The organism is Blautia caecimuris (assembly GCF_024622975.1).
In the GTDB taxonomy this organism is placed as follows: domain Bacteria; phylum Bacillota; class Clostridia; order Lachnospirales; family Lachnospiraceae; genus Blautia_A; species Blautia_A caecimuris.
Window position 1 is genome coordinate 119,338 of record NZ_JANJZT010000003.1, and the last position, 26,793, is coordinate 146,130.

Annotated in this window: 20 protein-coding genes; 4 read left to right on the forward strand and 16 right to left on the reverse strand. The window is 43.5% G+C overall.

Going from position 1 to position 26,793, the window contains the following annotated elements:
* The first annotated feature begins 77 nt into the window (after nucleotides 1-77).
* Complete coding sequence (locus NSA57_RS03155) at nucleotides 78-1,793, forward strand: BlaR1 family beta-lactam sensor/signal transducer (RefSeq protein ID WP_257464067.1); 1,716 nt, start codon at nucleotides 78-80, stop codon at nucleotides 1,791-1,793.
* Here NSA57_RS03155 and NSA57_RS03160 read toward each other — a convergent pair.
* From NSA57_RS03160 to NSA57_RS03190, 7 genes are all read right to left on the reverse strand, one after another.
* Entirely contained in the window at nucleotides 1,770-3,860 is a 2,091-nt protein-coding gene (locus tag NSA57_RS03160) for a penicillin-binding transpeptidase domain-containing protein (protein WP_257463994.1), read from the reverse strand. The genes NSA57_RS03155 and NSA57_RS03160 overlap by 24 nt on opposite strands.
* Nucleotides 3,861-4,098: 238 nt before the next feature.
* On the reverse strand, nucleotides 4,099-5,007 hold the full coding sequence (gene nadA / locus NSA57_RS03165; RefSeq protein ID WP_257463995.1) for a quinolinate synthase NadA: 909 nt from the start codon (nucleotides 5,005-5,007) through the stop codon (nucleotides 4,099-4,101).
* Nucleotides 5,004-5,552 (reverse strand): transcription repressor NadR, encoded by a 549-nt coding sequence (locus NSA57_RS03170; RefSeq protein WP_257463996.1) that lies wholly within the window; start codon nucleotides 5,550-5,552, stop codon nucleotides 5,004-5,006. Before NSA57_RS03170 ends, nadA begins: the two co-directional genes overlap by 4 nt.
* A gap of 13 nt (nucleotides 5,553-5,565) precedes the next feature.
* On the reverse strand, nucleotides 5,566-6,417 hold the full coding sequence (nadC, locus tag NSA57_RS03175; protein WP_257463997.1) for a carboxylating nicotinate-nucleotide diphosphorylase: 852 nt from the start codon (nucleotides 6,415-6,417) through the stop codon (nucleotides 5,566-5,568).
* The gene (locus tag NSA57_RS03180) at nucleotides 6,410-7,699 is read right to left on the reverse strand and encodes an L-aspartate oxidase (protein ID WP_257463998.1); all 1,290 of its coding nucleotides are present in this window, start codon (nucleotides 7,697-7,699) and stop codon (nucleotides 6,410-6,412) included. Before NSA57_RS03180 ends, nadC begins: the two co-directional genes overlap by 8 nt.
* 340 nt (nucleotides 7,700-8,039) lie before the next feature.
* Nucleotides 8,040-9,023 carry a DNA polymerase III subunit delta gene (gene holA / locus NSA57_RS03185; protein WP_138271775.1) on the reverse strand — a complete coding sequence of 328 codons (984 nt, stop codon included), beginning with the start codon at nucleotides 9,021-9,023 and terminating at the stop codon, nucleotides 8,040-8,042.
* A gap of 118 nt (nucleotides 9,024-9,141) precedes the next feature.
* On the reverse strand, nucleotides 9,142-10,197 hold the full coding sequence (locus tag NSA57_RS03190; protein ID WP_257463999.1) for an acyltransferase family protein: 1,056 nt from the start codon (nucleotides 10,195-10,197) through the stop codon (nucleotides 9,142-9,144).
* Between the two features lie 912 nt (nucleotides 10,198-11,109).
* Between NSA57_RS03190 and NSA57_RS03195 the strand changes: the two genes are divergently transcribed.
* Together NSA57_RS03195 and NSA57_RS03200 are read left to right on the forward strand one after the other, a co-directional pair.
* Complete coding sequence (locus NSA57_RS03195) at nucleotides 11,110-12,231, forward strand: glycerate kinase family protein (protein ID WP_257464000.1); 1,122 nt, start codon at nucleotides 11,110-11,112, stop codon at nucleotides 12,229-12,231.
* Nucleotides 12,232-12,386: 155 nt separating this feature from the next.
* Complete coding sequence (locus tag NSA57_RS03200; protein ID WP_257464001.1) at nucleotides 12,387-13,505, forward strand: CdaR family transcriptional regulator; 1,119 nt, start codon at nucleotides 12,387-12,389, stop codon at nucleotides 13,503-13,505.
* A 3-nt stretch (nucleotides 13,506-13,508) separates the two neighbouring features.
* Here the strand turns inward: NSA57_RS03200 and yiaK are convergent, their stop codons facing one another.
* The 6 genes from yiaK to garD form a co-directional block, all read right to left on the reverse strand.
* On the reverse strand, nucleotides 13,509-14,516 hold the full coding sequence (yiaK, locus tag NSA57_RS03205) for a 3-dehydro-L-gulonate 2-dehydrogenase (RefSeq protein ID WP_257464002.1): 1,008 nt from the start codon (nucleotides 14,514-14,516) through the stop codon (nucleotides 13,509-13,511).
* 186 nt (nucleotides 14,517-14,702) lie between these two features.
* Nucleotides 14,703-15,593, reverse strand: coding sequence for a dihydrodipicolinate synthase family protein (locus NSA57_RS03210; RefSeq protein WP_147598423.1), 891 nt, complete (start codon nucleotides 15,591-15,593; stop codon nucleotides 14,703-14,705).
* Nucleotides 15,594-15,625: 32 nt separating this feature from the next.
* Nucleotides 15,626-16,516: a 2-hydroxy-3-oxopropionate reductase gene (gene garR, locus NSA57_RS03215; protein ID WP_138271532.1), complete on the reverse strand. Its 891-nt coding sequence runs from the start codon at nucleotides 16,514-16,516 to the stop codon at nucleotides 15,626-15,628.
* Nucleotides 16,517-16,618: 102 nt separating this feature from the next.
* On the reverse strand, nucleotides 16,619-18,016 hold the full coding sequence (locus NSA57_RS03220) for a GntP family permease (protein WP_147598425.1): 1,398 nt from the start codon (nucleotides 18,014-18,016) through the stop codon (nucleotides 16,619-16,621).
* A 65-nt stretch (nucleotides 18,017-18,081) separates the two neighbouring features.
* Nucleotides 18,082-19,410 carry an enolase C-terminal domain-like protein gene (locus tag NSA57_RS03225; RefSeq protein ID WP_257464003.1) on the reverse strand — a complete coding sequence of 443 codons (1,329 nt, stop codon included), beginning with the start codon at nucleotides 19,408-19,410 and terminating at the stop codon, nucleotides 18,082-18,084.
* Between the two features lie 362 nt (nucleotides 19,411-19,772).
* Nucleotides 19,773-21,281 carry a galactarate dehydratase gene (gene garD, locus NSA57_RS03230; RefSeq protein ID WP_306814021.1) on the reverse strand — a complete coding sequence of 503 codons (1,509 nt, stop codon included), beginning with the start codon at nucleotides 21,279-21,281 and terminating at the stop codon, nucleotides 19,773-19,775.
* A 211-nt stretch (nucleotides 21,282-21,492) separates the two neighbouring features.
* Between garD and NSA57_RS03235 the strand changes: the two genes are divergently transcribed.
* Nucleotides 21,493-22,440, forward strand: a complete 948-nt coding sequence (locus tag NSA57_RS03235; protein ID WP_257464004.1) for a LysR family transcriptional regulator — start codon at nucleotides 21,493-21,495, stop codon at nucleotides 22,438-22,440.
* Here NSA57_RS03235 and NSA57_RS03240 read toward each other — a convergent pair whose 3' ends face one another.
* The 3 genes from NSA57_RS03240 to garR (NSA57_RS03250) form a co-directional block, all read right to left on the reverse strand.
* Nucleotides 22,441-23,664: an FAD-dependent oxidoreductase gene (locus NSA57_RS03240; RefSeq protein WP_257464005.1), complete on the reverse strand. Its 1,224-nt coding sequence runs from the start codon at nucleotides 23,662-23,664 to the stop codon at nucleotides 22,441-22,443.
* 38 nt (nucleotides 23,665-23,702) lie between these two features.
* Nucleotides 23,703-25,655 (reverse strand): sigma 54-interacting transcriptional regulator, encoded by a 1,953-nt coding sequence (locus tag NSA57_RS03245; protein ID WP_257464006.1) that lies wholly within the window; start codon nucleotides 25,653-25,655, stop codon nucleotides 23,703-23,705.
* A gap of 104 nt (nucleotides 25,656-25,759) precedes the next feature.
* Nucleotides 25,760-26,653 (reverse strand): 2-hydroxy-3-oxopropionate reductase, encoded by an 894-nt coding sequence (gene garR, locus NSA57_RS03250; protein WP_138271539.1) that lies wholly within the window; start codon nucleotides 26,651-26,653, stop codon nucleotides 25,760-25,762.
* Nucleotides 26,654-26,793: the final 140 nt, after the last annotated feature.

Here is a 26,793-nt window from a genome sequence, read left to right on the forward strand (position 1 = left end):
ATTTTGGTATCCGCTTTCTGATCTGCAATCTTATTCTTATAGCTCTTACAGGAATACTGGTCTGTGCAAAAAGACTTTTGAAAAACCAGCTTTCTCCGGGGCTCCGGTATTATCTCTGCATACCGTATTTTATCCTTCTGTCCGTGCCTTTTCTCCCACTGTCCTTTTTCGGATTTTCGTTTCCCGTATCCCGAAGCTCATTATTCCAATGGCTTTCTGCTTTTATAAACAGCCTGCAGCCGGCTTCCGCGCAAAACCTCCCTGGCATTTCCTCTATGACAGCCTCGGATTCCAGCTCCGTAATCCGGGATTTTGCAGTCTCTGTAAATTCTGCAGCTCCCGGACACTGGAATCTTATACTTCTTTCGTTCTGGATTACCGGTGCTGCCATAACCCTGCTTTTATTTTTCCATATTACATGGAAGTTCCATAAAATAAAATGCGGCGCCAGTCTCCTTGAGAAACCGGAAATCCAAAAATTTTTTTCAGACTGCTGTACAGAGCTCCATATTCGTCGTAAGATTTTGGTTTTTGTCAGCCCCAAAATCCATTCGCCTGTAACAACCGGCTTTCTGAAACCCCGGATTTTTATTCCTGCCGATCTTGACTCTGTCCTTCAGACCCATGAATTACGGTATATGTTTCTCCATGAGCTTCAGCACTGCCGCCGTCTGGACGGGCTTGTCAATAATCTTTGTATTATGTTCCGCATTATTTACTGGTTTAACCCGGCAGTTATCCTGGTACTGAAAAAAATCCCCCTGGAGCGGGAACTTGCCTGCGATGCCTCTGTGCTGGCTCATCTATCAGCAGAGGATTACCCTCTTTACGGAGCTTCGCTTTTAAATCTGGCGGAAAAGCTCTCTTCTTATCCGTCTGCTTCCGGAATGGTAAGCAAAGGCAGCCAGCTCCGCCGGCGAATCCTGGGAATCACCTCTTTCCGGCACAGAAACAGGAAACAAAAATGGAAAAGCGTAATTTCCTATCTTCTCATTTCTGTTCTTATTGCAGGAATGATACCTGTATTGTCTGCATACGCTGGCTCCGAAGAAACTGTTTCTTTACATGGAAAAACCACAGAGAATCTTGAGCTTTTCACAGATTTCCATGGTTTTGACGGAAGCTTTGTTCTGTATGACAGTCAGACCGGGCTTTGGAAAATTTACCGGCCGGAGCTTGCAGTCCAACGTTTTTCTCCGGCCTCTACCTTCAAAATTTATTCTGCTCTTCACGGGCTGGAAAAGGGCATTATCTCACCGGAATCCTCCTCCATGAAATGGGACGGCACTCCCTGCGCATTTCCCCGGTGGGAACAGGACCAGACCCTTGATTCTGCCATGAAGGACTCTGTAAACTGGTATTTTCAGAACATAGATCAGCTGCTTGGAAGAACAGAAATCTCCTCCTTTCTGAAAAAAATCAATTATGGAAACAAGCAGATAAGTAAAGATCTGAAGCTTTACTGGGCTGACGACTCACTGAAGATTTCCGCAGTAGAACAGGTGGAGCTTCTTCAGAATTTTTATACGAATACCTTTGACTGCTCCGAACAAAACATTCAGGCAGTAAAGGATGCGCTTCGGGTAGGAGAGTTCTCAGGCAGAACGCTGTACGGCAAAACCGGAACTATTCGGAGAAACGGCAGGGATATCAGTGGATGGTTTGTAGGTTTTGTGGAAACAGATGATAATGTTCTGTATTTTGCTGCAAATATCCAGGGTGCAGACCATGCAGACGGCTCGCAGGCCGCTGCAATCACCCGTTCTGTATTATCCTCCAAAATATTCCTCTAAAACTTCCGCATCCTTTTGGACTACATATCCGCTTCCTCCCAGTTCCTTTACGTTTTCCACCATGGATATCAAAAGAACTGGTCTGGAAGCATCCTTTTCCACAGGAAAAACAGCAAACCATCCGATTTCTGTACCTGTAGAATCTTCCTGGGTTGCCTTAAGCTCTGCGGTTCCTGTTTTTCCCGCAAGAAGAACGTCCTGTCTGCAGGCTCCATATCCGGTCCCCGAAGGATCGTTCACAACCCCAGTCATTCCTTCCATAAGCTTATCCACGATCTCCGGAGAAAAGGTCTGTGTAATCCATGTTTCTGCAGAAGGATTTTCCCGGTATCTCAAATAGGGACGAAGCATATTTCCCTGATTGAGAAACGCCGTATAAATGCTTGCAAGATGAAGAGGATTCACAAGAATCTGACCCTGCCCGTACCCGCTGTCCGCAAGCTGGATCTCTGTTTCAATTTTATCAGTATTCGAATAATGGGATTCCGCCACAGAAATCTCAAAAGGAAGCTTCTGGCAAAAACCAAGCTGTTCCAGAGAATCCGCCAATGTCTCTGCCCCGATTCTCAAAGCTGCCTTTGCAAAATAAATATTATCAGAATAGATCAGGGCATTTTTTAGTGTAACCGGCTCATACTCATGAAGAGTCGTTACATGGTAATCTCCCCAGGAGGAATCCTTCTGCCAGGAAAGTCCTGCATTTCCAAAATCCTCCTCCGGGTCCAGACTGCCTGTTTTCATTCCGATTCCCGCGATCACAGGCTTTAACACAGAGCCCGGACACCAGATCTGACGAAAACGGTTATACATTGGCTTTTTTATATCCTCATTCAAATCCTTCCACTGAGTATCCGAAAGTCCCAGAATAAAATCATTATTATCATAGGAAGGAGTGCTTACAAGAGCCAGAACTTCTCCCGTATAAGGATTTACTGCCACAGAACAGCCGGGATCCTCCTGAAATTTTTCATAAAGGGACTGCTGCAGGCCGCTGTCAATGGTAAGCTGAATGTTCTGTCCGTCTTCTCTTGGAACACTGGCTGCCACTTTCCTGGTGTTTCCAGCCTGATCTACAATTCTGATCTCACATCCATTTTTCCCCTTCAGTTCTTTTTCATAGAGAAGCTCTGCCCCGCTTTTTCCAATCACACTGGCAGCATCATAGCCCTCGCCCTTATGCTCTTCCAGATCCTCTGCGGTTACAGGCTGCACATACCCGATCAAATGAGAGGCGGCTTCACCCAGAGGATACGTCCGGATCTCCTGATCTGTCAGCATAACTCCCGGGACGGCAAGAAGCTGTTCCTGACGCTGCTGCTCCTGAAGAAGCTCCTGACCGGGATTTTCTGCCATAAGCTCCAGTTCACTGACTTTTGGAATAGTTGCCAGCGGCACAAAGGAATCTTCCTTTACCCAGGATGCGCTTAACTTCTGAAGAATGGTTTCCTCCCTCATATCAAGAAGCAGAGCCAGTTCCTTTACAGCTTCCTCCTTATTCTGAAGCTTTCCCGGGACAATGCCCACAGAAGAAGCAATTCCGGGACCGGCAAGTGTCTTTCCGTTCCGGTCAAGAATCCTTCCCCGCTGTGCCTTATCTGTAACAACACTTACCTTGTCTGATGGAGTCAGATCAGGAAGAATCATCCCGTCATTCCATAAAAGTAAATATCTGTTTTTTGTCCTGACAAAGCCTGTCTCATCAGAAAAAGCAATGGTTCCGGCCGCAGTATCCATAGAAATATCATAGGACAGCACAGTAGTCTTTCCCCTGCTGCTGATTTCCTGAATGTTTTCAATACGGATATTATGGGCTTCCATTCCCTCATAAATTCTGGAATTTCTCTGGATAAAACCCTCTTTATCAAGATTGATCAACGTATCCGGATCCACCATCTGATACATAGATTCATAATCCTTTTCTTCCACTGCGGAAAAATACGCCCTCAAAATTTCTTCCGGCTTTTCTGTCTTCATCCGGAATGCCAGACCTGCTGCAAAAACAATCAGAAGTATACCTACTGCAAGCAGCAAAACTGTAAACAAAATCTTTTTTGACTTTTTTATCATAATCACCTCTTTTTAAATCCTACATATGTAATCTTTATATACAAATATTACATATGTAAGATATAAAAGTCAAGGTTTTATGTGTTTAAAAAATTTTAAAATCCCTCCTCCCCCGTTGCCTGCGCCTCAGATAACACTGTAATAATGTAAGCTATGATATCAGTTTCTGATCAAAATTATCTGTTTTCCCACTGACAACAAAAGGAAGCGCTTTCGCGCTTCCCCTTGCTCCATATGTTTATTCAACCATTTTTCTGATACATCTTCCTGCGCCTTCCATTACTTCCGGAGAAAGCTCGATCTCTTCTCCTGCAGTTCCTCTCAGGCAATTATAAACATCCATTAATGTAGTAACCTTCATGTCCATGCATGTAAGAGAAACAGACAGAGGATAAAACTTTTTATCCGGGCAGGAAAACTGCAGATGCTCTACAATACTGTTTTCTGTTCCGATAATAAATTCTTCTGCGTCCGATTTTTCCGCATATGCCATAATTCCCGTTGTAGAGCCCACATAATCAGCCTGCCGGGTCACCTCAGGACAACACTCCGGATGTACAAGAAGAAGGGCATTCGGATGAGCCGCTTTTGCATTTTCTGCCTCCTGACCTGTAATCATCTTATGACGTGGACATCCTCCGTCATAAAAAGCAAAAGTCTTTTCCGGAAGCTGCTCTGCCACAAAATGTCCAAGATTCGGATCTGGAATAAACAGGATCTTATCATTGTCAAGCTTTCTGCAGATTTCCAGTGCAGAAGCGGAAGTGACACATACATCGCACTCTGTTTTCAGCTCTGAAGTGGTATTTATGTAGGCAACAACTGCATAACCGGGATATTTCTTTTTCAACTGACGAAGTCCCTGAACATCAAGCTGTTCAGCCATAGGACAGCCTGCTGCCGGATTTGCCAGCCAGACTCTTTTATCAGGATTCAGAATCTTGCAGGTCTCAGCCATAAACCGGACACCGCACATGATCATACCGCTGCAGTGGCTTTTTGTAGCCTCCACACTTAATCCGTAGGAATCTCCTGTATAATCCGCTACCTCCAGGATCTCATGTCCCTGATAGGCATGTGCCAGAATACAGATGTTTTTTTCTTTTTTCAGGCGAATGATTTCTGCCTGTAACTCCGCTACTGTCATCTTATGTTCTCCTTTTTCTCTTTCTTTTCCCAGGGCTGCAGAGGCGCCAGCAATCCTGCGTTCTCCAGCTGACGGCCGATCAGATCCAGCCGCTGCTGGCTTTCTGCTTCTACCAGATGATAATGGTAACCGGAAGTGGCATTGCTCAGAACTGTGGAATGGCTGCTGTTCAGAGCTTCTACGAATTCCGTCACATCATGCCTGGAACGGATGTCCATTTCTGCGGAAACACGGCCATATACCCGATGGCTGATGCTGATATTTTTTACACGTCCGCCGCAGTCCACGATCAGGTTCAGTTCCTGCGCTGCCTGCTCCTGACTGTGACGAACCTTAAATTCTCTTGTACAGCTGTTTTCCTGCTGTATGGTATAGCCCTTTGTAGTGGAAAGGATTCCCGGTGTTGACGCACGTATCACCGCCATATCCTGCACGATCACCTGACGGCTCACGCCGAATTTCGCCGCAAGCTCTCTGGCTGCCACCGGAAAATCCGAGTTCTGAAGAGTCTTCAGAATCTCCTTTCTCCTCTCAGAGGTATTCATGCTTTCCCTCCTCTCAGATTGCATGAAGATTTTTCATGGAAATATCAAGAATCGGTGCAGAATGAGTGAGAGCACCGCTGGAAACATAATCAACACCCACCTCACGGATTCTGGCAATGTTTTCTTTTGTAACATTTCCCGAACATTCTGTTTCCGCTCTTCCGTCAATGAACTCTACTGCCTCTTTCATCTGTTCCGAAGTCATATTATCCAGCATAATAATATCGGCTCCTGCCTCAACAGCTTCTTTTACCTGCTCCAGAGACTCTACCTCAATTTCAATTTTACGGACAAAAGGCGCGTATGCTTTTGCCATAGCGACAGCTTTTGCAACGCTTCCTGCCGCACCGATATGATTGTCCTTCAGAAGAACTCCGTCAGAAAGATTATATCTGTGATTATTTCCCCCGCCTACACGCACTGCATATTTTTCAAACACACGACAGTTGGGAGTTGTCTTTCTTGTATCAAGCAGAGTCAGACTGCTTCCCTCAAGAAGTTTTGTCACTTCTCTTGTATAGGTGGCAATTCCGCTCATTCTCTGAAGATAGTTGAGAGCCACACGTTCTCCTGAAAGAAGCACGCGGATATCTCCTGTTACTCTGGCAAGAAGCTGTCCATTCTTTACCTCTTCTCCATCCTGGCAGAAAAATTCAATTTCTGTTTTGTCATCAAGAAGTGTAAATACTCTTGCATAAACCTGAAGTCCTGCAATCACGCCGTCCTCCTTGGCGATCAGATCAACCGTTCCCTTCTGTGCCTTTGGCATAACGGCATTTGTGGAAACGTCCTCGCTTGTAATATCCTCTCTCAGAGCCATCATAATCAGCTCATCTGCCTGCATTTTCATTGTAATTTCATTCATGATTTTTTTTCATCCTTTCAATTTCATTTAAAATCACTGTACGGTAGCCTGCCATAAGACTTTCCCGGTCCTCATACGCCTTCCGGTCTACTGCGCCTGCCTGGCATGGCTCCGGCTTCTTCCCAAATAATATATCATCAGCTGCCCTTCTTGCAAATACAAGAGATTCCAGAAGGGAATTGCTGGCAAGACGGTTCTTACCGTGAACACCATTGCAGCTGGTCTCTCCACAGGCGTAAAGCCCCTGCATGGAGGTTCTGCTTCCCAGATTTACTTTGATCCCCCCCATAAAATAATGCTGGGCAGGAACTACAGGAATCGGTTCTTTTCTTACATCAAAGCCTTCCTCCAGACATCTGCTGAAAATATTCGGAAAATGCTTCATAATAGTACTCTCTCCCAGAGGTCTCATATCCTCCCAGACAAATTCTGTATCCTGCTTTTCCATCTGAGAAAAAATTGCCTGGCTCAGCAGATCTCTTGGCTGAAGCTCATTTGTAAAACGCTGTCCGTTTTTGTCATAAAGGTAAGCTCCCTCGCCTCTCACTGATTCTGAAATCAGGAAACGTCTTCCGGGCTTCTTTGAATACAGAGTTGTGGGATGGATCTGTATGTAATCAATATTTTCCAGCAGAATCCCATGCTTCATGGCAATTCCCAGAGCATCTCCTGTAATATGCGGAAAATTGGTAGAATTTTTATACAGGCCCCCAAGTCCTCCGCAGGCAAGCACCACGTAAGGAGCGCGTATCTCATAAATTTCGTCCTGTTCGTCCATGGCAACAACTCCGCCGCAGATATTATCTGCTGAAATCAGATCTACCATTGTCATGTATTCAACAATTTCAATATTTTCTCTGGCCTGTGCCTGAGCCAAAAGCTTTGAAGTGATCTCCTTGCCTGTAATGTCCTCATGAAAAAGGATCCTCGGCTGAGAGTGAGCTCCTTCTCTGGTAAATTCCAGATCTCCTTTTTCATTTCTCTCAAAATCAACCTCTCTCGTCAGAAGATCCCGGATAATACTGTTGGAACTTCTAAGCATCAGATCTACTGCCTTTTTATTATTTTCATAATGTCCGGCCCGCATGGTATCCTCAAAATAATCCTCATAGTCATCCTCACCACGAAGCATACAGATGCCGCCCTGAGCCAGAAAAGAATCAGACTGATCCGCTTCCTTTTTTGTGATCATCAGGATATTCTTTCTTTCCGGAAGGTTCAGGGCACAGTAAAGACCTGCTGCGCCAGTTCCCACAATGATCACGTCATAATATTCTTTCATTTTCTCCCTCGCACCGCATAGCTGTCATTTTCCGACATCTGAGCGGTTTTCTTTACATAATCTTTGACTGTTCTTAACATTTTTTGCAAGTATACCACCAAACTTGATAGGTGTCAAGACACCTGTAAAGCACATAAAACAAGCCGGAAAATCCCGGCTTGTTTATTTCATAATTCCGCTCATGCAAAAAAACAGATATTCTTGATATCCCGAACATCTCCCTGTAACAGTTCCTCTGCATTTTACTGAAACTATAGTCTCCTTCACTATATTTTCTTCCTCTGTATTGTACCAAGGCAGCAAAATTGACGGTTACGGCTGACTCTTAAAAATCTCCGACTTACCGTGCAGAACTGTATTTTACGATCAGAAGCTCCACACTCAGCACATCCTGAAGCCGTCCTGTTTTCACTGCTTCCTCTGCCTCCACAAAGTCTTCCTCTGCTTTCTGAAGCTCCGCAGCCGAGTAGGAACGGGCACAGGCGGAAATATTTCGTGCCACAAAAGACGGTACTCCTAACCGGGAAGCAATTTCCGGCTGCGCCACGCCTTCCTCTGACATCTTCTTTGCCAGAAAAAGCTGGTGAAACTGTTTTGCCAAAAGAAACAGAATTCTCATTGGCGGCTCCTTCAAGGTCAGAAGATCATAATACAGTTCCAATGCCCGTTTCTGATTTCTTTCCGTTACCGCACGCACCATGTCAAAAATCTTGTTTGCAGTCTGGGTGGTGCACACTGCCTCAATATCCTCAGCAGTAACAATATCTCTCCCCTGGGTGTAAGTGATCAGCTTTTCCAGCTCCATACGGATATTTCCCATATCAGTTCCTGTTTTTGTAAGAAAAAGCTCCATATCTGAAGTTCTGATCTTCCTGCCTTCCCGTCCCAGGATTCCTGCCGCCCAGCGCATCAGAGATTTTTCATCCTGTCTGGCAAATTCCGTGATACGGCCACAGGCTTTCACTGCTTTATACATCCGGCTTCGCTTGTCCACTTCCTCTTCCACAAAAACCATCCGGATATAATCCGGCAATGATTTCATATAATCCGCAAGTTCTTCACACTTATTCTTAAAAAATCCGGAGTTTTCCACAAGGATCACCCTGATCTCTGCAAAAAAGGGCATCGTTTCACAAAGATCGATCATTTCACGAACTTCTATTCCCTTTCCTTCATATCTGGTAAAATTCATGGTATCTCCATCCGGATTCAATGCCTGTATCAGCTTATCCTTATACTGTTGTCTGAGATAGGCCTCCTCCCCAAACAAAAGATACGCCTGTTTAAAATTTCCTGTTTTTAAATCTTCCTGTAAGCTTTTCAAGTCTGAACTCCTTTATGTTGTGCCAAAGTCAGAACCCCAGATATCAGGCTCCTTTTCTCAGTCTTTGATTTTCCTTTAAGTGTTGTTATTTTCAGAACATAATATACAATCATACTTATCAGGTTTCAGGCATACTTTCTATTCTCTGCTGCTTGCTTTTATTCCATAATCCACGCACATACATTACTGCTGCAAATACTACTATATCCACAATGATTCTGCATATTATATTTATGTATATATTTTCTGATATAAGCCAGATTCTTTTCATCCATGTACTGTCAATCCCATGTATCACAAGCATATAAAGAGAATTTTTCCCAAAATACAGCAAAGGACTGATTATCTTTTTTTGCTTACAAAGTATTACACTAAGCTCTGCAATCATTAATGTTCCTAAAATGGCGGGCAAAAAGCAAAACGGATATGATGGGTATTGTCTGCTGGCATAAACCATATAGGGATATCCATTACATCCCTCGTTTATTTTATAACATAAATAAAATGTTACAAACCAACCAGTTCCAAATATCAATAGTTTCAATACCGGCTTATGTTCTACACAAAACTTCCTCAAAATATATCCAATATAAAACATTGGCATAATTGTTAGTACAATATCAAAAGACAATGGTAACCATTGTAATCGACTGATTGCCACTCCTGTTACTGAAAGGAGTAAACAACCTACAATCAGTTTTCTTTCTGATAATTTTAAATGCATATAGTCAAACAATGTTTTTCCCAAAAACATAACTACTAAAAACCATGGAATACCCAAACCTTTAATTTCCGCTGATAATACATGTAAGTTAACTCCGGATGAAAAAACCATTGTCAATAAACTTTCTTTTAGAAATTTTCTCACAAATTCCCAGGAACGAAATTCTGAAATGCACTTAGAACTAACATAAATTAAAACTGTAATATATATAAACAATGCCGGAAGAATTAAATGTTTAAAACCTTTTTCTGTTTTTTTCACAAATTCATCGTTACTATTTGAAAGTTTTCCTGTAACGCAGCTTACTACAAAAAACAGCGTCATGTGAAAAGAAAATATTCCTGCTCTTACCATATTTGAAGCATCGGTACTTACTGTATGTCCTATAATAACAAGCAACAAAGTAATTCCTTTTGCACAATCCACCCAATCTATTCTATTCTTTTTCATACATATCCTTCCCCTTGATTCTACCATATCATATCTTTAAGTACCGTTGCCCTTCTCCAATTTTATAATTTTTCACAGTAGATATTATTTTTATAATTTTATCATACTGCCTTCAAAAAGAAAACAAAAACTTATTTTACTCAGGGGTTTCGCTTTTAACTCTGCATATTTATAAAACCCTTCTTTTTTCTGCTGCTTTCCGACTTTTCTCTTTCCATACGGAAGAATACGCACAAACTGCCCCTATCGCATCTATTATGGATTTTGGGATTTCCCATCCTGTTCTCAAAGTTCCTTATCATCTCCAGTTCCTATCCGTTTTCTCCATACAAGATATTCTTTACCTTCTCTGTCTGCAGATCATCACAAAAAATCCGGCTTATGCTCTTTCTGACCATCTCATACCCTTTTTTGACATAAGCATCTTGATAGAGATGCTTTTCCGGAGAACATTTATTGCGTTCCGGACAGCCGTTGCAGACATAAGGCGGTTTAGAGAGTCTGGGGCAAATATATTTTTCATAAAAAGGCAGGAAAAGGAACATTTGACACAGAATCACTCTTTGCGGAAGGAACATTCACGACAAACCATTTGTGCAGAGCACCAATGTAGAAAATCCAGGCGTCAAACATTGAAAGCTCTGCCATATGCCCCACTGTTTTCAAAGCAGATGTGATTTTTCACTTCTTCGGAGATGGTCGTACAATTCTTACTTAAAAACCGACCAATCGCTTTAAAGCTTTCTTCCTTGATTAAATTGCCATTAAGTGTATTACCCTCTTCCTTGGTATCTGTACCAAAAAATCCTTAAAAATCACAGATATTTTGTCCTGTACAACATATGCCTCTGATTTTTCCCGTGGTAAAATACAAATATAAATTTCAAGTATACTTACAGGAGGGTTTTTAATATGAAAGTTGTTGTTGCAGTTGATTCTTTTAAGGGAAGTATGACATCTATGGAAGCCGGTACTGCAGTAAAGTCCGGTATTCTGGCTGCCCACCCTGATGCGGAGGTAATAGTCAGACCTCTGGCAGACGGCGGAGAAGGAACTACCGATGCCCTGACGGAGGGCTTAAACGGAAAACGAATCAATCTGACAGTTACAGGGCCCATGGGAGAGCCTGTAGACGCTTACTACGGCTATCTGGAAGATACAAACACTGCAGTTATGGAAATGGCCTCTGCTGCGGGAATCACAATTTCAGATCACGCTGATCCCATGAAAGCAACCACCTTTGGAGTTGGAGAAATGATTCTTCACGCCATAGACAATGGTATCCGCAACTTTATTATCGGGATCGGAGGCAGCGCCACAAACGACGGAGGAATCGGAATGTTAAAAGCCCTGGGCTTTACATTTCTGGATAGAGACGGAAATGACGTAGGCGAAGGCGGACAGGCTCTTGCAAAAATCTCCTCTGTAAGGAGTTCTGACAAACAAGAGCTCCTTGCCCAATGCTGTTTTCAGATCGCCTGCGATGTGACAAATCCCCTTTGCGGGCCCCAGGGCGCTACCTATATCTATGGCCCCCAAAAAGGAGTTACAGAAGAAATGGCTCCGGTTCTTGACGCCGGCATGAAAAATTATGCAGAGGTTACTGCCTCTCTGACCGGAAAAGATCATTCCCCGGCAGAGGGCGCAGGCGCAGCCGGCGGACTTGGCTTTGCCTTTTTAAGTTATCTGAATGGCCAGCTTACTCCCGGAATCCAACTGATTCTGAATGCAGTTCATCTGGAAGATGAAATGAAAGATGCAGATATTGTGGTTACCGGAGAGGGCCGCCTTGACCATCAGACTGCTATGGGAAAGGCTCCTGTAGGGGTTGCAAAGCTGGGAAAGAAATATGGAGCAAAAACAATTGCTTTTGCAGGCAGTGTTACAAAAGATGCCGCAGCCTGCAACCAGGCAGAGATTGACGCTTTCTTTCCAATAGTAAGAGGAATCACCACTCTGGAAGAAGCCATGGATACAGAAACAGCAAAATACAATATGCGCTCCTGCGCCGAGCAGGTATTCCGCCTTCTGTAAAAAGTCTCCCGGATGAAAAAGGACAGCTTCTGACTGAAACATATCCTTATTTTAGGCTTTTTTAAATAATTCTGCCCGTTCGACAACCGCTTTCCGCTCTGGTATAATAGGCCATATACCCAATACCTTTTACAGTATTATTTCAGGAGGAAAGCATGAATCCATATATCAGCAAGTCGCTTGCCTGTCAGATTGTAAATACTGTCAGTGATCTCTGCGGGCAGAATGTAAATTTTATAGACTGTTCGGGTATTATCTTTGCGAGCACAAATGAAGAACGGATCGGAAATTTTCACGAAATCGGCAGACAGGCGGCAGTCAGCGGCAAAGTAATCGAAGTAACAGAAACTGACAGATTTACCGGAACCCAACAGGGAGTCAATCTTCCTGTTTATCATAATCATAAGGTAATTGCTGTCATCGGAATTACCGGAAATCCGGATGAGATCCGAAAATATGCTCATCTTGCAGAACGTATTACCAGACTTCTGATCCGCGAGAAAGAACTGGATGCTTTTCATCGCACAGAAGCCGAAAAGAAAAACCATATTCTCCAGGGTCTGATCGAGCATAAGGATATTCATCCGGATTATCTGGCAGAAAATTTTTCCCGTTGGGGAATACAGGAAAACAGCCGGTATCATTTAATCCGTATTTATATTGATCACGAAAATACGCTTTCCGGTTCCCATGCAGCCTCTCATAACGATACAGCTTTTCTTCTTCCGGAACCGGTGATACATCAGCTTTTTCAGAAACTTGGGATCACTCTTTATACATTTATGTATCCTGATCAGTATCTGGCAGTACTGGAACATTCTGTTTTTGAAAACAGCAGACATATCCTAAAAGCTTTTCCGGAAAGCTCAGGTCTTCCTGTACAAATTGCTGTTGGAAATGCTGTGCCCATTCGTCAGATCAGCGATTCTTATGACGAATCTGAAACGGTTCTGCAAAGTCTCCTGACTTCCGGCAGAACCTTTGCAGAATTCAGCGACCTGACCCTGGAACTGATTCTTTCCTCTGCGCCGGCCAGAATCCGCTCCGCCTATCTTTCAAAGACTGTCAGCAGCCTTTCGGACAAAGATCTGAACCTTCTGAACACTTATTTTAAATGTAATATGTCACTGAAGGACACCTGCGAAAAAGCTTTTCTTCACAAAAACACACTTCAGTACAGACTGAATCAGATTTATCACCGCTGCGGCTACAATCCCCGCAGCTTTCAGGATGCAGTTGTATTGTATATGGCTCTGAAATTATCAGGCAGGTAGTTTTTATAATTCACAGATTTTTTTCCATATCTCAGGATCAACCGGAATGCCCAGCTCTGTATTCTCTTTCCTGCGAATCAGAGTCCCCTCTCCCGGATAACGGATTTTTTTATTTGCATGTTCCGGCACAGAGTTCTGAATGTCTTTCAGGGTTTCCTCTGCAAGTGCTTTGGCTGCCTCCGCATCCCCGCTAAGAAGCTCCGGCTTCACTGCAATAAATACCTGCGTCAGCCCATATTCTTCTTTACACTCTTTCCCGATTTTAGATACTGTTCTCCCAAGGGTGAGAGCGGCACCTGCAAGATCCAAAAGGATTGACATTCCGGATCCTTTCCAATATCCGATAGGAAGGACGCGCCTTGTCTTTTCAATAGCTGCCGGATCACAGGTCAGAACTCCGGCTTCATCATATCCGCCCGGATAAGGAAGATCTGTCTGAGCCTGTCGGCATACAGCCAGCTTCCCATAAGAATACTGAGCCATAGCCATATCAACCACCACATGTTTTCCCTGGGGCCCGGGAACTGCCATCACAAAAGGATTATTCCCGATCTTACTGTCAACGGCTCCCCAGGCAGGCATATTTGGCATGGTGTTTGTCCAGCATATTCCAATATATCCGGACTCTGCTGCCTGCCATCCGTAAGTGCCTCCTCTCATCCAGTGATTCGTATTACACATTGCCACAAGGCCAATTCCAAACTCTCCGGCCAGCTCCATAGCTCTTTTCATAGCAGACGCTGCATTCAGATTTCCCATTCCGAGATGTCCGTCCCAGCGTTCTGCCGCGCCGACTCCCGCAAGCTTTTCCGGTATCGCATTTACATGAATATATCCCTTGTCAATATATTCTATCACACGGGGAAACCTCTGATACCCGTGAGAGTAAACACCGTCAAGAGACGTATCTGCAAACATTTTTGCCGAAGTCTCCGCTCTTTCCTGACTGAATCCTTTTTTCAGAAGGACCCTTTCAAATTCCCTTTTCATATCCTCGTAAAAAATTCTCATACTTATCCACAGTCCTCCTTTTTTTGCTGTTTTATATCCACATATCTGTATTTATAAAGCTTTTTGCCTCACCTGTTTATACAAAAAATGCTGTCCTCACATATCCGGTGGATTTATATCTGGGGGTATCGCCGGATACATAAGGCAGCATTTTTTATTTACAGGCTCAGAACTCTTTCTGAACCTTTATACCAGTTTCATTTCTGCAAGAACCTGATGGAGCTTTTCTTTCTCCTCCGGTTTAAGCTCTGCAATCGGTGAAAGACATTTTCCTACCGGAATTCCCTCCTGTACAAGACCTTCCTTAATAACGGCCGGAAATGTTCCCATACTGCAGGCAATACGCAGAGGCGCTAAAGTAAATTGGGCATCCAGAGAGCCTTTCAGATCTCCCGCCATATACTTATCATAAATATCGGCAGTGATACGGGGAGCTACATTGGCACAGGATGCAATGGCGCCTGATGCTCCATAGCAGAGCGCAGCATGAATCAGAGTATCTCTTCCCATCAGTACATGGAAATTATCATTATCACGCGTCAGACGGATATACTCTGCAGTATTGGTCATATCTCCTGTACTGTCTTTGACCGCAATAATGTTGTCGATTTCTGCCAGCCTTGCTACAGTTCCCGGGGCGATCGTAACATTTGTCTTCGGAGCATTATTATAAAGAATGATCGGAAGCTTTGTACTGGCTGCTATCTCTGCAAAATAATCATAAAGCTCTTCCTGTGTCTGAGATACAAACATCGGTGTCAGAACAGAGACTGCATCTACTCCAACCTCTTCACAGATTTTTACAAGGCGGATTACGCCTCTTGTTGTAATATGGTTTGCTCCGCCATATACCGGAACACGTCCTCTTGTTTCGTCCTTTACTGTTTCCAGTATCTTACGGTATGTGTCATCGTCAAACGCATAAAACTCGCCGGTTGTTCCAAGCGGAAACAAACCGTGCACTCCATTATCTATCAGATGATTTACCATCTGTCTCAGAACAGGATAGTTGACTTCACCCTCGTCAGTAAGAGGAGTGATAATCGGGGGAATAATACCTCTTGGCACAAATCCCATTTTTGGTACCTCCTTCGCCTAAAAGCGATAAATTATTTTTCTTTTTCTACTGAAACCTTAGATATTTTTTCATAGTATTTTACAATTGCACTATGGTCGTCCATCTCGCATCCGTCAGCTTTCAGTGACTGCATGATCTCCATAAGCTGAGAAGTCAGAGGAAGAGATGCGTTTACTGCATGAGATGCATTCAGAGCATTATTCAGGTCTTTAATGTGAAGCTCAATACGGAATCCCGGTTTAAAGTTATGCTCCATCATCATCGGCGCTTTTGCGTCAAGAACCGTAGAGCCTGCAAGGCCTCCGCGGATCGCCTGATATACAAGCTCCGGATCTGTGCCTGCTTTTTTTGCAAGAGTCAGCGCTTCTGAAACTGCTGCAATATTAATTGCAACAATTACCTGGTTTGCCAGCTTTGCAACGTTTCCTGAACCAAGATCACCTACATATACAACAGATCCTGCCATACTCATAAGAAGATCATAATATTTGTCAAAGGTTTCTTTTTTACCGCCGCACATAACAGAAAGTGTTCCGTCAATCGCCTTCGGCTCTCCTCCGGAAACCGGAGCGTCCATAAGCTCAATGCCCTTTTCAGCCAGCTCTGCGCCGATCTTTTTTGATTCAACCGGGTCAATAGAGCTCATGTCAATCACGACTGTTCCCGGCTTTGCTGTATCAGAAATACCATTTTCACCAAGGCACACTGCACGTACATGAGGAGAATTTGGCACCATAGTGATGATCACATCACACTGGCCGGCTACATCAGCGCTGCTCTTTGCAGCAACTGCTCCCATATCTGCAAGCTCTTTTACCGCTGCCTCATTGAAATCAAATACCACAAGCTCGTGACCTGCTTTTACCAGGTTTTTACTCATAGGTTTACCCATAATTCCAAGTCCAATAAATCCAACTTTCATTTTAAAATCTCCTTTATATATTTATTTAATTTTAATAAGCTGTGAGGGTGGCCTCCTGTCCTGCTGCTGTGAAGCAGAGACAGGAAGCTGTACTGTCAAATATCAGATAAAAAACTGTGCAATCAGAAGTTCGACAACACCTACAACCGACATAATCATGGAAACTGCCGTTTTACATCTTACCTGATCCTTCAGCTCTGTCAGACCGAACATACCGTTAAATACCCAGAAACCACTGTCATTGAAGTAGGAGAAGGAAATCGCACCTACGCAGCAGGAAAGAGCCATAAGAAGCGGGCTGATGCTGAGCATGCTCATAAGAGGAGCAGTCAGTGTCGCTGCTGTTGTGATGGCAACCGTTGCAGATCCCAGAGCAATACGCATAAGAGCTGCAATGATAAACGGAATCAGAACTGCCGGAATTGGCCAGGATGTTACCATCTCACCCAGAGCTGTACCGATACCGCTGACTTTCACTACGTTTCCAAGACTTCCGCCCGCTCCTGTGATCAGCATGATGATACCGGTATCCTTGATTGCCTCATCCATCATACCAAGGACTTTTTTATTGTCTTCTTTTTTTACGAGACCGTAAATAGCAAGAAGAGTACCAATTCCAAGAGCAACAATCGGCGAACCAAAAAAGTCGATAAATGCATTGCCGACACCTACGAAATCAAGGACTGTTTTCAGAAGGATCAGGACGATCGGAATGATGATCGGAGCTACGGATACCCAGAATCCCGGAAGCGGTTTTGCATCCATCATTGCATTCAGCTCGTCCATGGATTTGATGTATTCTTTTTTGAATTCTTTTCTGTCAAATCCACCGTCTGCAGTAGGAATCTGATAAATCTGTTTTCCAATCCATTTTGTATAGAAAACGACTACAATCAGCATAGGAATGGAAATCAGCGCTCCACCGATGATCATGGTTCCCACGTCTACATTCAGCATACCTGCCGCTGTCAGCGGGCCGGGTGTAGGAGGAACAAGACAGTGTGTAAGCTGAAGACCAACCGCCAGAGAAAGGGCAAGACCGATAACAGACTTTCCGGTTACTCTGGACATTGCTTTACAAAGAGGGGCAAAGATCACGATTGCGGAATCTGCAAATACCGGAATTGAAATAAACCATCCTGTAATTGCCAGCGCCCATTCTTCGTTTTTCTGGCCAATGAGTTTGATGAAGCTGTATGCCATTTTTTCAGCAGCGCCGGATTTTTCAAGGACACCGCCCATCATAACTCCAAGACCAATGATAATACCTGTACTTTTCAGTGTACTTCCGAAACCATCCTGAATGGCAGTGATCAGACCAGTCTGTGTTGTGCCGTCAGCGAGGGTTACGTCTGAAATCGGCATTCCGCCGATGATTCCTGTAATCATGGCTGCAATAAGAAGCGCCATGAAGGAATGAACCTTTGTTTTCATTACCAGGAGAATCATAACAATAATACCTAATGCAAGTCCCAGTAACATTCTTGTTGATTCAGACATGTTTTTCTCTCCTTTTCCTTATGTATCCGGTTTTTTGACAGACCGTAAACTGTTTTTTACATTGTCTAGCGAACCAGACACGGACGTTTGTTATCAAATTCCCATCCGGGGATCAGATACTGCATTCCCTTTGCATCATCACGTGCGCCAAGACAGTTGTCCATGTAAAGCTTATGTGCCTTCAGTACCTGGTCGCGGTCAACCTCAATGCCAAGGCCGCCTTTTTTCGGAAGATCAATGCATCCGTCTACGATCTGCATCGGCTCTTTTGTCAGGCGCTCACGTCCCTCCTGCCAGATCCAGTGAGTATCAATTCCGTTCATTTTTCCAGGAATTGCAGCAGCACACTGAACAACCATTGCAAGACTGATATCAAAGTGATTATTGGAATGGCATCCCCACATCATCCCAAAGTCATTGCACATCTGACCTACCCGCACAGAACCGTTCATGGTCCAGAAATGCGGGTCAGCCAGCGGAATATCTACACTTTTTAAAGAAAGGCAGTGGCACATCTGACGCCAGTCTGTATTGATCATATTTGTTGCAGTAGGCATTCCGGACTCTCTTTTAAACTCAGCCATGATCTCACGGCCGGAAAATCCGTTTTCTGCTCCACATGGATCTTCACAGTAAGCAAGACACTCTTTCAGCTGAGGCGCAATTTCCAGTGCTTCTTCAAGGCTCCAGCATCCGTTGGGGTCAAGGTCTACCCGGGCATTTGGAAATTCTCTTTTAATTGCCTGGACAGCTTTCAGCTCTTCTTTTGCAGGAAGAACGCCGCCCTTTAATTTAAAATCCACAAAGCCATATTTCTCATGAGTTGCCTTTGCAAGCGCTACAATGCTTTCCGGGGTAAGAGCCTCCTCATGGCGCAGACGATACCAGTCGCACTCTGCATCCGGCTCTTCTTCATATGGAAGATCTGTTTTTTTACGATCCCCAATGTAAAAGAGATAACTCAGGAACTGTACCCGTTCTCTCTGGATTCCGTCTCCCATAAGAGCTGCTGCCGGAACCTCAAGAAACTTTCCGAGAAGATCCAGAAGCGGCGCTTCAACAGCAGTGACCACATGAACCCCTGTACGAAGATCAAAGGTCTGAAGTCCGCGGACATCATCCTTTATATTTTTGTCAAGCCAGCCGCGTACCTTATTTAAGGTCTGCTTATAATCCGCAATACTGGTTCCGATCACAAGGTCTTTCACCTGCTCCAGTGCCTTTGTAATTTTTTCTCCTCCCGGAACCTCTCCTACTCCTTCTGTTCCGGTAGAATCTGTCAGTATTACAATATTTCGTGTAAAATATGGAGCATGTGCGCCAGACAGATTAAGTTCCATACAATCATGTCCGGCTACCGGATAAACTTCCATTTTTTCTACAACTGGTATCATCAATATATCCTCCTCAATGTGCTTAAAAGGTTACGGCCACCGTTCTTTTCTATGCATTTTATTATATACAATCCCTTTTGTTATTCAATTCGCAAAATACTCAAGATAAACAGGTAATTTTTATATATATACTTCAATCTTTCATTTTATGAAATATTTCTGTTTCATTTTTATTTCAAAAATATTCATTTCTTTCACAGAATTTTGTTTTTCCACTTTACATAACTTTTACATTGTAAAATTTTTTATCCGTCCTGTTTTTTCACATAAAAAAGCTGCCAGCATATACCGACAGCTTTTTATGGAAATTCCCAAAAGAAAGAGGGTAAACAGGAATTTCCATCGAATATGGTAAACAAAAATCAGGTAATAGGCGCAGGGTTAAAAATGCACAGATCATTGTGAAGCTTGTATTTTTCCGCAAAGGACTGCTCCCTTCCGCTTGCTACGTTAATGATCTTATAAAACAGTTCTGTTCCGACATCCTGGATCGTTGCCTGCCCCATAGCAATAGGGCCTGCATTTACATCAATCAGATCCTGCCACATTTCTTTCATTTCATTTCTTGAACAAACCTTGATCACAGGTGCTGCTGCCAGACCATAAGGCGTTCCCCGTCCGGTCATAAATACCTGGACAGTGATTCCTGACGCAAGCTGACAGGGACCGCAGACAATATCGCTGGCAGGTGTAGCCGCATAAATGAGTCCGTGTCTGCCGGGCTTCTCTGCCGGTGAAAGCACTTCTACAATAGGAGAGGTTCCTGATTTTGCAATGGACCCCATTGCCTTTTCCACAATATTGCAGAGACCTCCCTTTTTATTTCCCGGTGTCGGGTTGGCGCTTCTGTCCACCTCTCCTTCTGCAAGGTAATTATCATACCAGCGCATTTCTGTCGCCAGTTTATCTCTGACCTCAGGACTGATGCAGCGTTCTGCCAGATAATGGACTCCGTCACGAACCTCTGTCACCTCAGAAAACAGAACCGTTGCTCCACCTTTTACAAGCATATCTGCTGCATAACCGGCTGAAGGATTCGCTGTAACGCCGGAAAAAGCATCGCTGCCTCCGCACTGCATTCCGATACAAAGCTTTGAAAGAGGAAGCGTAACACGCTTTCTTTGATTCAAAATGGCAAGCTTCTTATCTGCCATTTTCATCAGCGCATCCACCATAGCGTCAAATCCCCTTAATTCCTGCAAAATAATCACATTTTCCGGTGATATGTCTGCCTGGTCAAGAAGCATATCTACTGTAAACTTCTCACAGCCAAGTCCTACAACCATAAGCTGGCCGCCAAAATTCGGATGCTTTGCCAGATTACGAAGAGCCCGTATAGGAACCTTTGCCTCTGGCGCATTGATAGCGACACCGCAGCCATATGCATGATTAATGGGAACAATGTCATCTACATTCGGGTATTTGGGAAGAAGTTCTTCTTTCATTTTTTTAACTGCTACATTAAGTACACCTGTCACACACTGTACCGTTGTGCTGATTCCCAGAATATTCCTTGTTCCCGCGTATCCTCCATCCGGATTTTCATATCCCTCAAATGTAGTTACCGGAGGCTCCGGAAGTTCGGTTACAATATTTTTTCCATATTCCATATTATCTACCGACGGCGGTGTCGGAAGCTCCAGCATAAATTCATTGATCCAGTCGCCGCGTTTGATCGGATTCATGGCATAACCGAGAATCACGCCGTAACGGATAACCGGGCTCCCTGCCGGAATGTCAGTCAGGGCAACCTTATGCGCCTGGGGAATATCCTGATTAATATGCAGACCTTCGATCTCAGTTCCTGCATTCAGTTGTTTCACAGCAATGGCAACATTATCAGAACTGTGAACTTTCACTAAGAGTGACATGGGAATTCCTCCTTTGTTTTTATGCTACTATTATAATATATGATATTGTATAAGTAAAATTAATAAATATTAGTTATCTATTAATTTTATTAATAGAAGTATAGACCTTTTGATAAAAAAATGGTAAAGTAAAATCAGCTCTTATTATCCCAGCTGCGTCTCTGCCTCTTGATATTGATGAAAAACCATATTTTTTAGAAAGGAATTTGCCATGGATTTACGACAGCTTGAATATATTGTACAAATTGCAGAAGAAAATAATATTACCCGGGCAGCGGAAAAGCTTTATATTACTCAGTCTGCCCTGAATCAACAGCTTCTGAAGCTGGAAAAAGAACTTGGTGTCCCGCTTTTTCACCGTTCACGCACTGACTGGCACCCAACAGAAGCAGGAGAAATCTATCTGAGCGCAGCACGTAAAATGCTTCAGATGAAAAAAGATACCTATTACCGGATCCACGATCTTGCTGAAATTCAAAAAGGACAGCTTTCCGTTGGATTTACTCCCGGACGGGGCATTATCATGTTCTCTCATATTTATCCCCGATTCCACAGGATGTATCCGGGTATCACAGTTATACCAAGGGAGCTCAGTGTACAGAAACAGCAGTCGCTTCTTCTGTCCGGCAGCCTGGATCTGGGCTTTGTCACCTTAACGCCTTCCCAGCAGAAGGCTTCTCTTACATACATAAATCTTTCTGAAGAAAGAATTTTGGCCGGTGTTCCTCTCCGCCATCCGGTGGCAACTCCACTGGACAGCTCTGACGGCACACCTGTTGCTGATATGACTGATATGTCTTCCGAACTTCAGGAGCTTGATCTTTACCGGCTCCGGGAGGAGCCGTTTGTTCTCACCTACCAGGAATCTACCTTAAGGGAAATGACAGATCAGATTTTTAAAAAAGCCGGATTTACTCCCCATGTACTTTTTGAGACCTCTAATAACGCCACAATTGCCACTATGATACATGCGGAAATGTGTTGCGGACTCATTCCAGAATACTATGCCAGAAATTCTCCATATGGCATCCGCTATTTTACACTTCCGGATAACCCTGCATGGAATATTATGGCCTGCTGCCACAAAAACCGCTATATAAGCAAATCCACCAGAGACTTCATAGCTCTGGCGGAAGAATTCTGGAAAAAGGAGCTTTGATCATGCTCCTTCTTTTTCCATATAACGCATCATTGCTTCTGCTGCTTTTTTTGCAGCTTCTACTGCATGAACAACTGTTTTAGACCCTGTAACCACATCTCCTGCCGCAAAAATCCCCTTTCTGGTTGTCATATGATTTTCATCTACGATCAGAAGCCCCTTGTCTGATCCCTCAAGCCCTACTGTAGTACGGATCAGACGGTTTCTGGGTCCCTGACTGATGGCAATAATCGTAGAATCCGCCTCTGTCTGCTCTTCTCCTTCTTCATATCCTGTTACTCTGTTATTCTCATCCATAATGGAAGTTTTAAATACAGGCCCTTTCTCCGTGATCCGCTCAATTGCTTTTCCAAAAACAAACTCTGCGCCATCCAGCTCTGCATAAGCCATCTCATGGGAACTGGCAGCTATCCGTCTGCCCCGGGCATACATGGTCACCTGATGAGCGCCGTTTCTCAAAGCAGTTCTTGCTACATCCATTGCTGCATTTCCCATACCGATCACAGCAACCTTTTCTCCCAGACTGTATGCAGAAGGATTGGCAAGGTAATCAATTCCAAAATGTACGTTGGCAAGACATTCTCCCGGTATTCCAAGATTTCTCGCCTTCCATACTCCTGTTCCCACAAACACACTGGCATACCCGTCCCGAAGAAGATCTTCAATGGTCAGGGTTGTGCCAATGGCTGTATTGGGTCGTATTCTGATTCCCAGTTCCAGAAGTTTTTTCTGATATCTGGAAAGAATGGTTTTGGGAAGTCGAAACTCCGGAATTCCGTACTGTTTAATCCCGCCGATCTTATCCTGCTGTTCAAAAATCGTTACCTGATATCCATTTTGAGCAAGAATCACCGCTACTGTCATCCTTGCCGGTCCGGCTCCTATGACAGCCACATTCTGTTTTTTCTGTTCTGCTGTTTTTACCTTCATTCTGTCCAGATACATATCGGAAATATAGGTTTCAATACTGGAAAAGTGTACCGGACTTCCCTTTTTTCCCAAAACACAGTTCCCTGCACACTGCATTTCATGATTACATACAATGGAGCAGATCAGAGACATCGGATTATTTTCAAACAGTTCTCTTCCCGCATCCATAACCTGATGCTCCTTAAACAGCTGAATAATATGCGGAACAGGGGTATGCACCGGACATCCTTCCATACATTTCGGTTTTTTACAGTTAAGGCATCTGTTTGCCTCATCAATAATATGAATTGCCATAATTTTTATCTCCTCTGAAAAAATGACTTTGAAAATTTTTATTTGAAAACATCCTTTTCAGCCGACTGTCTTCTTTCCAGTAAATCATACCGGTTTATAATCCCGTATTTTTTCATACGTCTCCACAGTGTTGTTGTACTGATTCCCATCTCTTTTGCCACTGCGCTTCTGTTTCCTCTGTATTTTTCCAGAAGGGTCTGCAGTTCAGCAGCCTCAGGATGCTGATAAATAACTGTTTTTCCGTCCTCCTGTTCACTTTCCGTCTGCGGATAAAGTTCATTCAGAAGAAAATGTACAAAATCACCGGCAATGGTTTTTTTCAAGGTTGTCAGCAGCATACGCTCACAAAAGGTCTCCAGCTGAAGCTCATTTCCCGGCCACGGAAATTCCATCAGCGCTTCCATGGCATCCTCTGATATTTTAGGAAACTTTGCATATCTTCTTGAAAATTTTGTACGACATTCTTCGACTATAGAGCGAATATCCTCTTTTCTTTTGCGGAGCGGCGGTATTTCTACCACAAGCCCGTTCAAAAGATAATACAGATCCTCTCTGAACCGTCCTTCCTTTACAAGCTGTCCCAAATCAACAGATGTTGTGGCTATAATACGATTATCAAGAGTCTGGCTTCGCTCTAAATCGTTCTGAATAAGATCCTCATACCGTATGGCGCGATACAGTCTGTACTGACACACAGGAGTAAGCTTTTCAATCTCTGCGATAAGTACTGTTCCAAGATCTCCCACTGCAAGTCCGCCTTTCTGAATTCCGATATCCTCAGAAGCCGGATTGCCGAAAATACGGTCCATCTGCATCTGCTCCGACATTCCGCTGCAGTTGATCGTCACAAAAGGTCCTGTTTTATAAGAACTATTATTATGGATGCACTGAGCCAGGAACTCTTTTTCTGTTCCTCCCTCCCCCCGTATCAATACCGGACTTTTAGAAAGAGCATACATTCTGGAAAGCTCCACACAATATTCCATCTCTTTTCCGGTAATTCTCATATCTGAAAACCGTGCTTTCGCCACATATCCTTTCAAATAATGAGAATGCAGCTCGTCCGTACTGCTCTTTTGAGCTGATATATACCTGTAGCAGCTTATGATAGCGCCGCAGATTTTTTCCTCATACTGAACAGGAGCAACTGTTATCATCATCGGTATTCCGGCAAGATATGTAGAAGTTGTAAACATATCCCTTCTTCCTTCCAGTACGTCATTGACATATTTTATATCAAGCTCCGGAAAAAAGCTTTCTAAAGCCTCTCCTTTCACCTTCTCGGCAGATTTTTTCAGCAGCTCCTCTACTGTACGATTAATAATTGTAATTTTTCTTTTTTCGTCAATCTCAAAAATACCATTATTGGCATTATCAAGAACTGTTTCAAACTGCGCCGCATATGTTTTTTCTGTTTCTGCTGACAACGCCATATGCTCTGCCATAGCAAGAGCTGAACGTATAGACTCCTCTGTGGAATTTATAAAACAGGAGGGAAAATTTCTTTGTGAAGCAAGACTGTTCACTGTATCTCCTCCCAGAAGTACATCTGCCCCCTCTGCGATCGCAAGCTCCACCTTTTCTGCAGCCTGCTCCATACTTTTCATAAAATAAGTTTTTAATGTGATTCCAAACAGCTCATCAAAATAAGATGTATCGCTGAACATACTTTCAAAACCGATCAGGGCAATCTGGGGATGTTTCTTTTCAGGTATAATCTTTTTTGCCGCCGCAACCATAAGCGCTATTTCCTGACCTGTCAGTATGATTTCTGCCACCGGTATATTGGTATATTCTCTGATATATGCTGCCTGCACTCCCCGGGCAACAATGATTCCTGCCCCCTGCTCCATTGCCTTACGCGCTTCATATACAGAATCTGATGTTTTTATTACTTTCAATATATTTATATCCGCATTTTTTTCCTGTATCACCTTGCGCGCCTGTTCCAGCATATACTCTTTTGGAAGAAGAACTGCTATTTTTGACATATAATTATTTCTCCTTTTCGTAATCCTCAAGTACCATATACAAATATCCCCGGCCAGGCTCATGGCATACCTGACCGGGGATGCATCAAAGAAATTTTCTGTTTTTACTTCCTTTCCCGCTCTACAAAAACATTGGAAATTTTTTCATAATATTTTACAATACTGCTGTGATCTTCCTTTTCACAGCCATCCGCTTTCAGAGACTGCATGATTTCCATAAGCTCTGCTGTAAGAGGAAGTGCTGCATTCACCGCATGTCCTGCATTTAATGCATTGTTCAGATCTTTCATATGCAGTTCAATACGAAATCCCGGCTTAAAATTTCTGTCCATCATCATCGGAGCTTTTGCATCAAGCACCGTGGATCCTGCAAGTCCTCCTCGGATCGCCTGATATACAAGCTCAGGATCTGTACCTGCTTTTGTCGCCAGAGTCAGAGCTTCTGAAACAGCCGCTATATTCACTGCTACAATAATCTGATTGGCAAGCTTGGCTACATTTCCGGAGCCTATCGGACCTACATAGACAGCTGACCCTGCCATATTCATAAGAAGTTCATAGTATTTATCAAAGGTTTCTCTTTTTCCGCCAACCATAACTGAAATCGTTCCGTCAATGGCTTTCGGCTCCCCTCCGGATACAGGTGCATCCAGCATATCGATTCCCTTTTCTGCAAGTACTGCCGAAATCGCTTTGCTCTCTGTAGGGTCAATGGAACTCATATCAATCAGAACAATTCCCCTTCTGCCACCTTCAATAATTCCGCCTTTTCCAAGCGCAACTTCTCTGACCTGAGGAGAGTTTGGAAGCATGGTAATAATCACTTCTGCTTCTTCTGCTACCTCTTTTCCATTATGAACTGCTTTGGCGCCCAGCGCCTCCATCTCTTTTAAGGTATCCGGATTATGAGTAGTAACGATAAGATCATGACCTGCTTTAATCAGATTTTTGCACATAGGTTTTCCCATAATTCCAAGTCCGATAAATCCAACCTTCATCTTTTACCTCCCAATTTCAATAAATTGTCTTACAGAAACTATTAAAATACTGTTCTTCTGCTACTCTGTTTCATTGATTTTACTGTCCCTATTGTAAAATATTTTTCTGTAAAATTCCATTGACAAAAGACTCAAAAAAA

What these genes read in the sequence shown, in the direction of transcription:
- NSA57_RS03160 (WP_257463994.1), bottom strand. Translation starts at nt 3,860, where the DNA reads ATGATAAAAAAGTCAAAAAAGATTTTGTTTACAGTTTTGCTGCTTGCA.
- NSA57_RS03240 (WP_257464005.1), bottom strand. Translation starts at nt 23,664, where the DNA reads ATGGCAATTCATATTATTGATGAGGCAAACAGATGCCTTAACTGTAAA.
- nadA (WP_257463995.1), bottom strand. Translation starts at nt 5,007, where the DNA reads ATGACAGTAGCGGAGTTACAGGCAGAAATCATTCGCCTGAAAAAAGAA.
- garD (WP_306814021.1), bottom strand. Translation starts at nt 21,281, where the DNA reads ATGTCACTCTTAGTGAAAGTTCACAGTTCTGATAATGTTGCCATTGCT.
- NSA57_RS03245 (WP_257464006.1), bottom strand. Translation starts at nt 25,655, where the DNA reads ATGTCAAAAATAGCAGTTCTTCTTCCAAAAGAGTATATGCTGGAACAG.
- NSA57_RS03220 (WP_147598425.1), bottom strand. Translation starts at nt 18,016, where the DNA reads ATGTCTGAATCAACAAGAATGTTACTGGGACTTGCATTAGGTATTATT.
- NSA57_RS03200 (WP_257464001.1), top strand. Translation starts at nt 12,387, where the DNA reads ATGAATCCATATATCAGCAAGTCGCTTGCCTGTCAGATTGTAAATACT.
- NSA57_RS03225 (WP_257464003.1), bottom strand. Translation starts at nt 19,410, where the DNA reads ATGATACCAGTTGTAGAAAAAATGGAAGTTTATCCGGTAGCCGGACAT.
- garR (WP_138271539.1), bottom strand. Translation starts at nt 26,653, where the DNA reads ATGAAGGTTGGATTTATCGGACTTGGAATTATGGGAAAACCTATGTGC.
- NSA57_RS03180 (WP_257463998.1), bottom strand. Translation starts at nt 7,699, where the DNA reads ATGAAAGAATATTATGACGTGATCATTGTGGGAACTGGCGCAGCAGGT.
- nadC (WP_257463997.1), bottom strand. Translation starts at nt 6,417, where the DNA reads ATGAATGAAATTACAATGAAAATGCAGGCAGATGAGCTGATTATGATG.
- NSA57_RS03190 (WP_257463999.1), bottom strand. Translation starts at nt 10,197, where the DNA reads ATGAAAAAGAATAGAATAGATTGGGTGGATTGTGCAAAAGGAATTACT.
- NSA57_RS03195 (WP_257464000.1), top strand. Translation starts at nt 11,110, where the DNA reads ATGAAAGTTGTTGTTGCAGTTGATTCTTTTAAGGGAAGTATGACATCT.
- NSA57_RS03210 (WP_147598423.1), bottom strand. Translation starts at nt 15,593, where the DNA reads ATGGGATTTGTGCCAAGAGGTATTATTCCCCCGATTATCACTCCTCTT.
- garR (WP_138271532.1), bottom strand. Translation starts at nt 16,516, where the DNA reads ATGAAAGTTGGATTTATTGGACTTGGAATTATGGGTAAACCTATGAGT.
- NSA57_RS03235 (WP_257464004.1), top strand. Translation starts at nt 21,493, where the DNA reads ATGGATTTACGACAGCTTGAATATATTGTACAAATTGCAGAAGAAAAT.
- NSA57_RS03170 (WP_257463996.1), bottom strand. Translation starts at nt 5,552, where the DNA reads ATGAATACCTCTGAGAGGAGAAAGGAGATTCTGAAGACTCTTCAGAAC.
- yiaK (WP_257464002.1), bottom strand. Translation starts at nt 14,516, where the DNA reads ATGAGAATTTTTTACGAGGATATGAAAAGGGAATTTGAAAGGGTCCTT.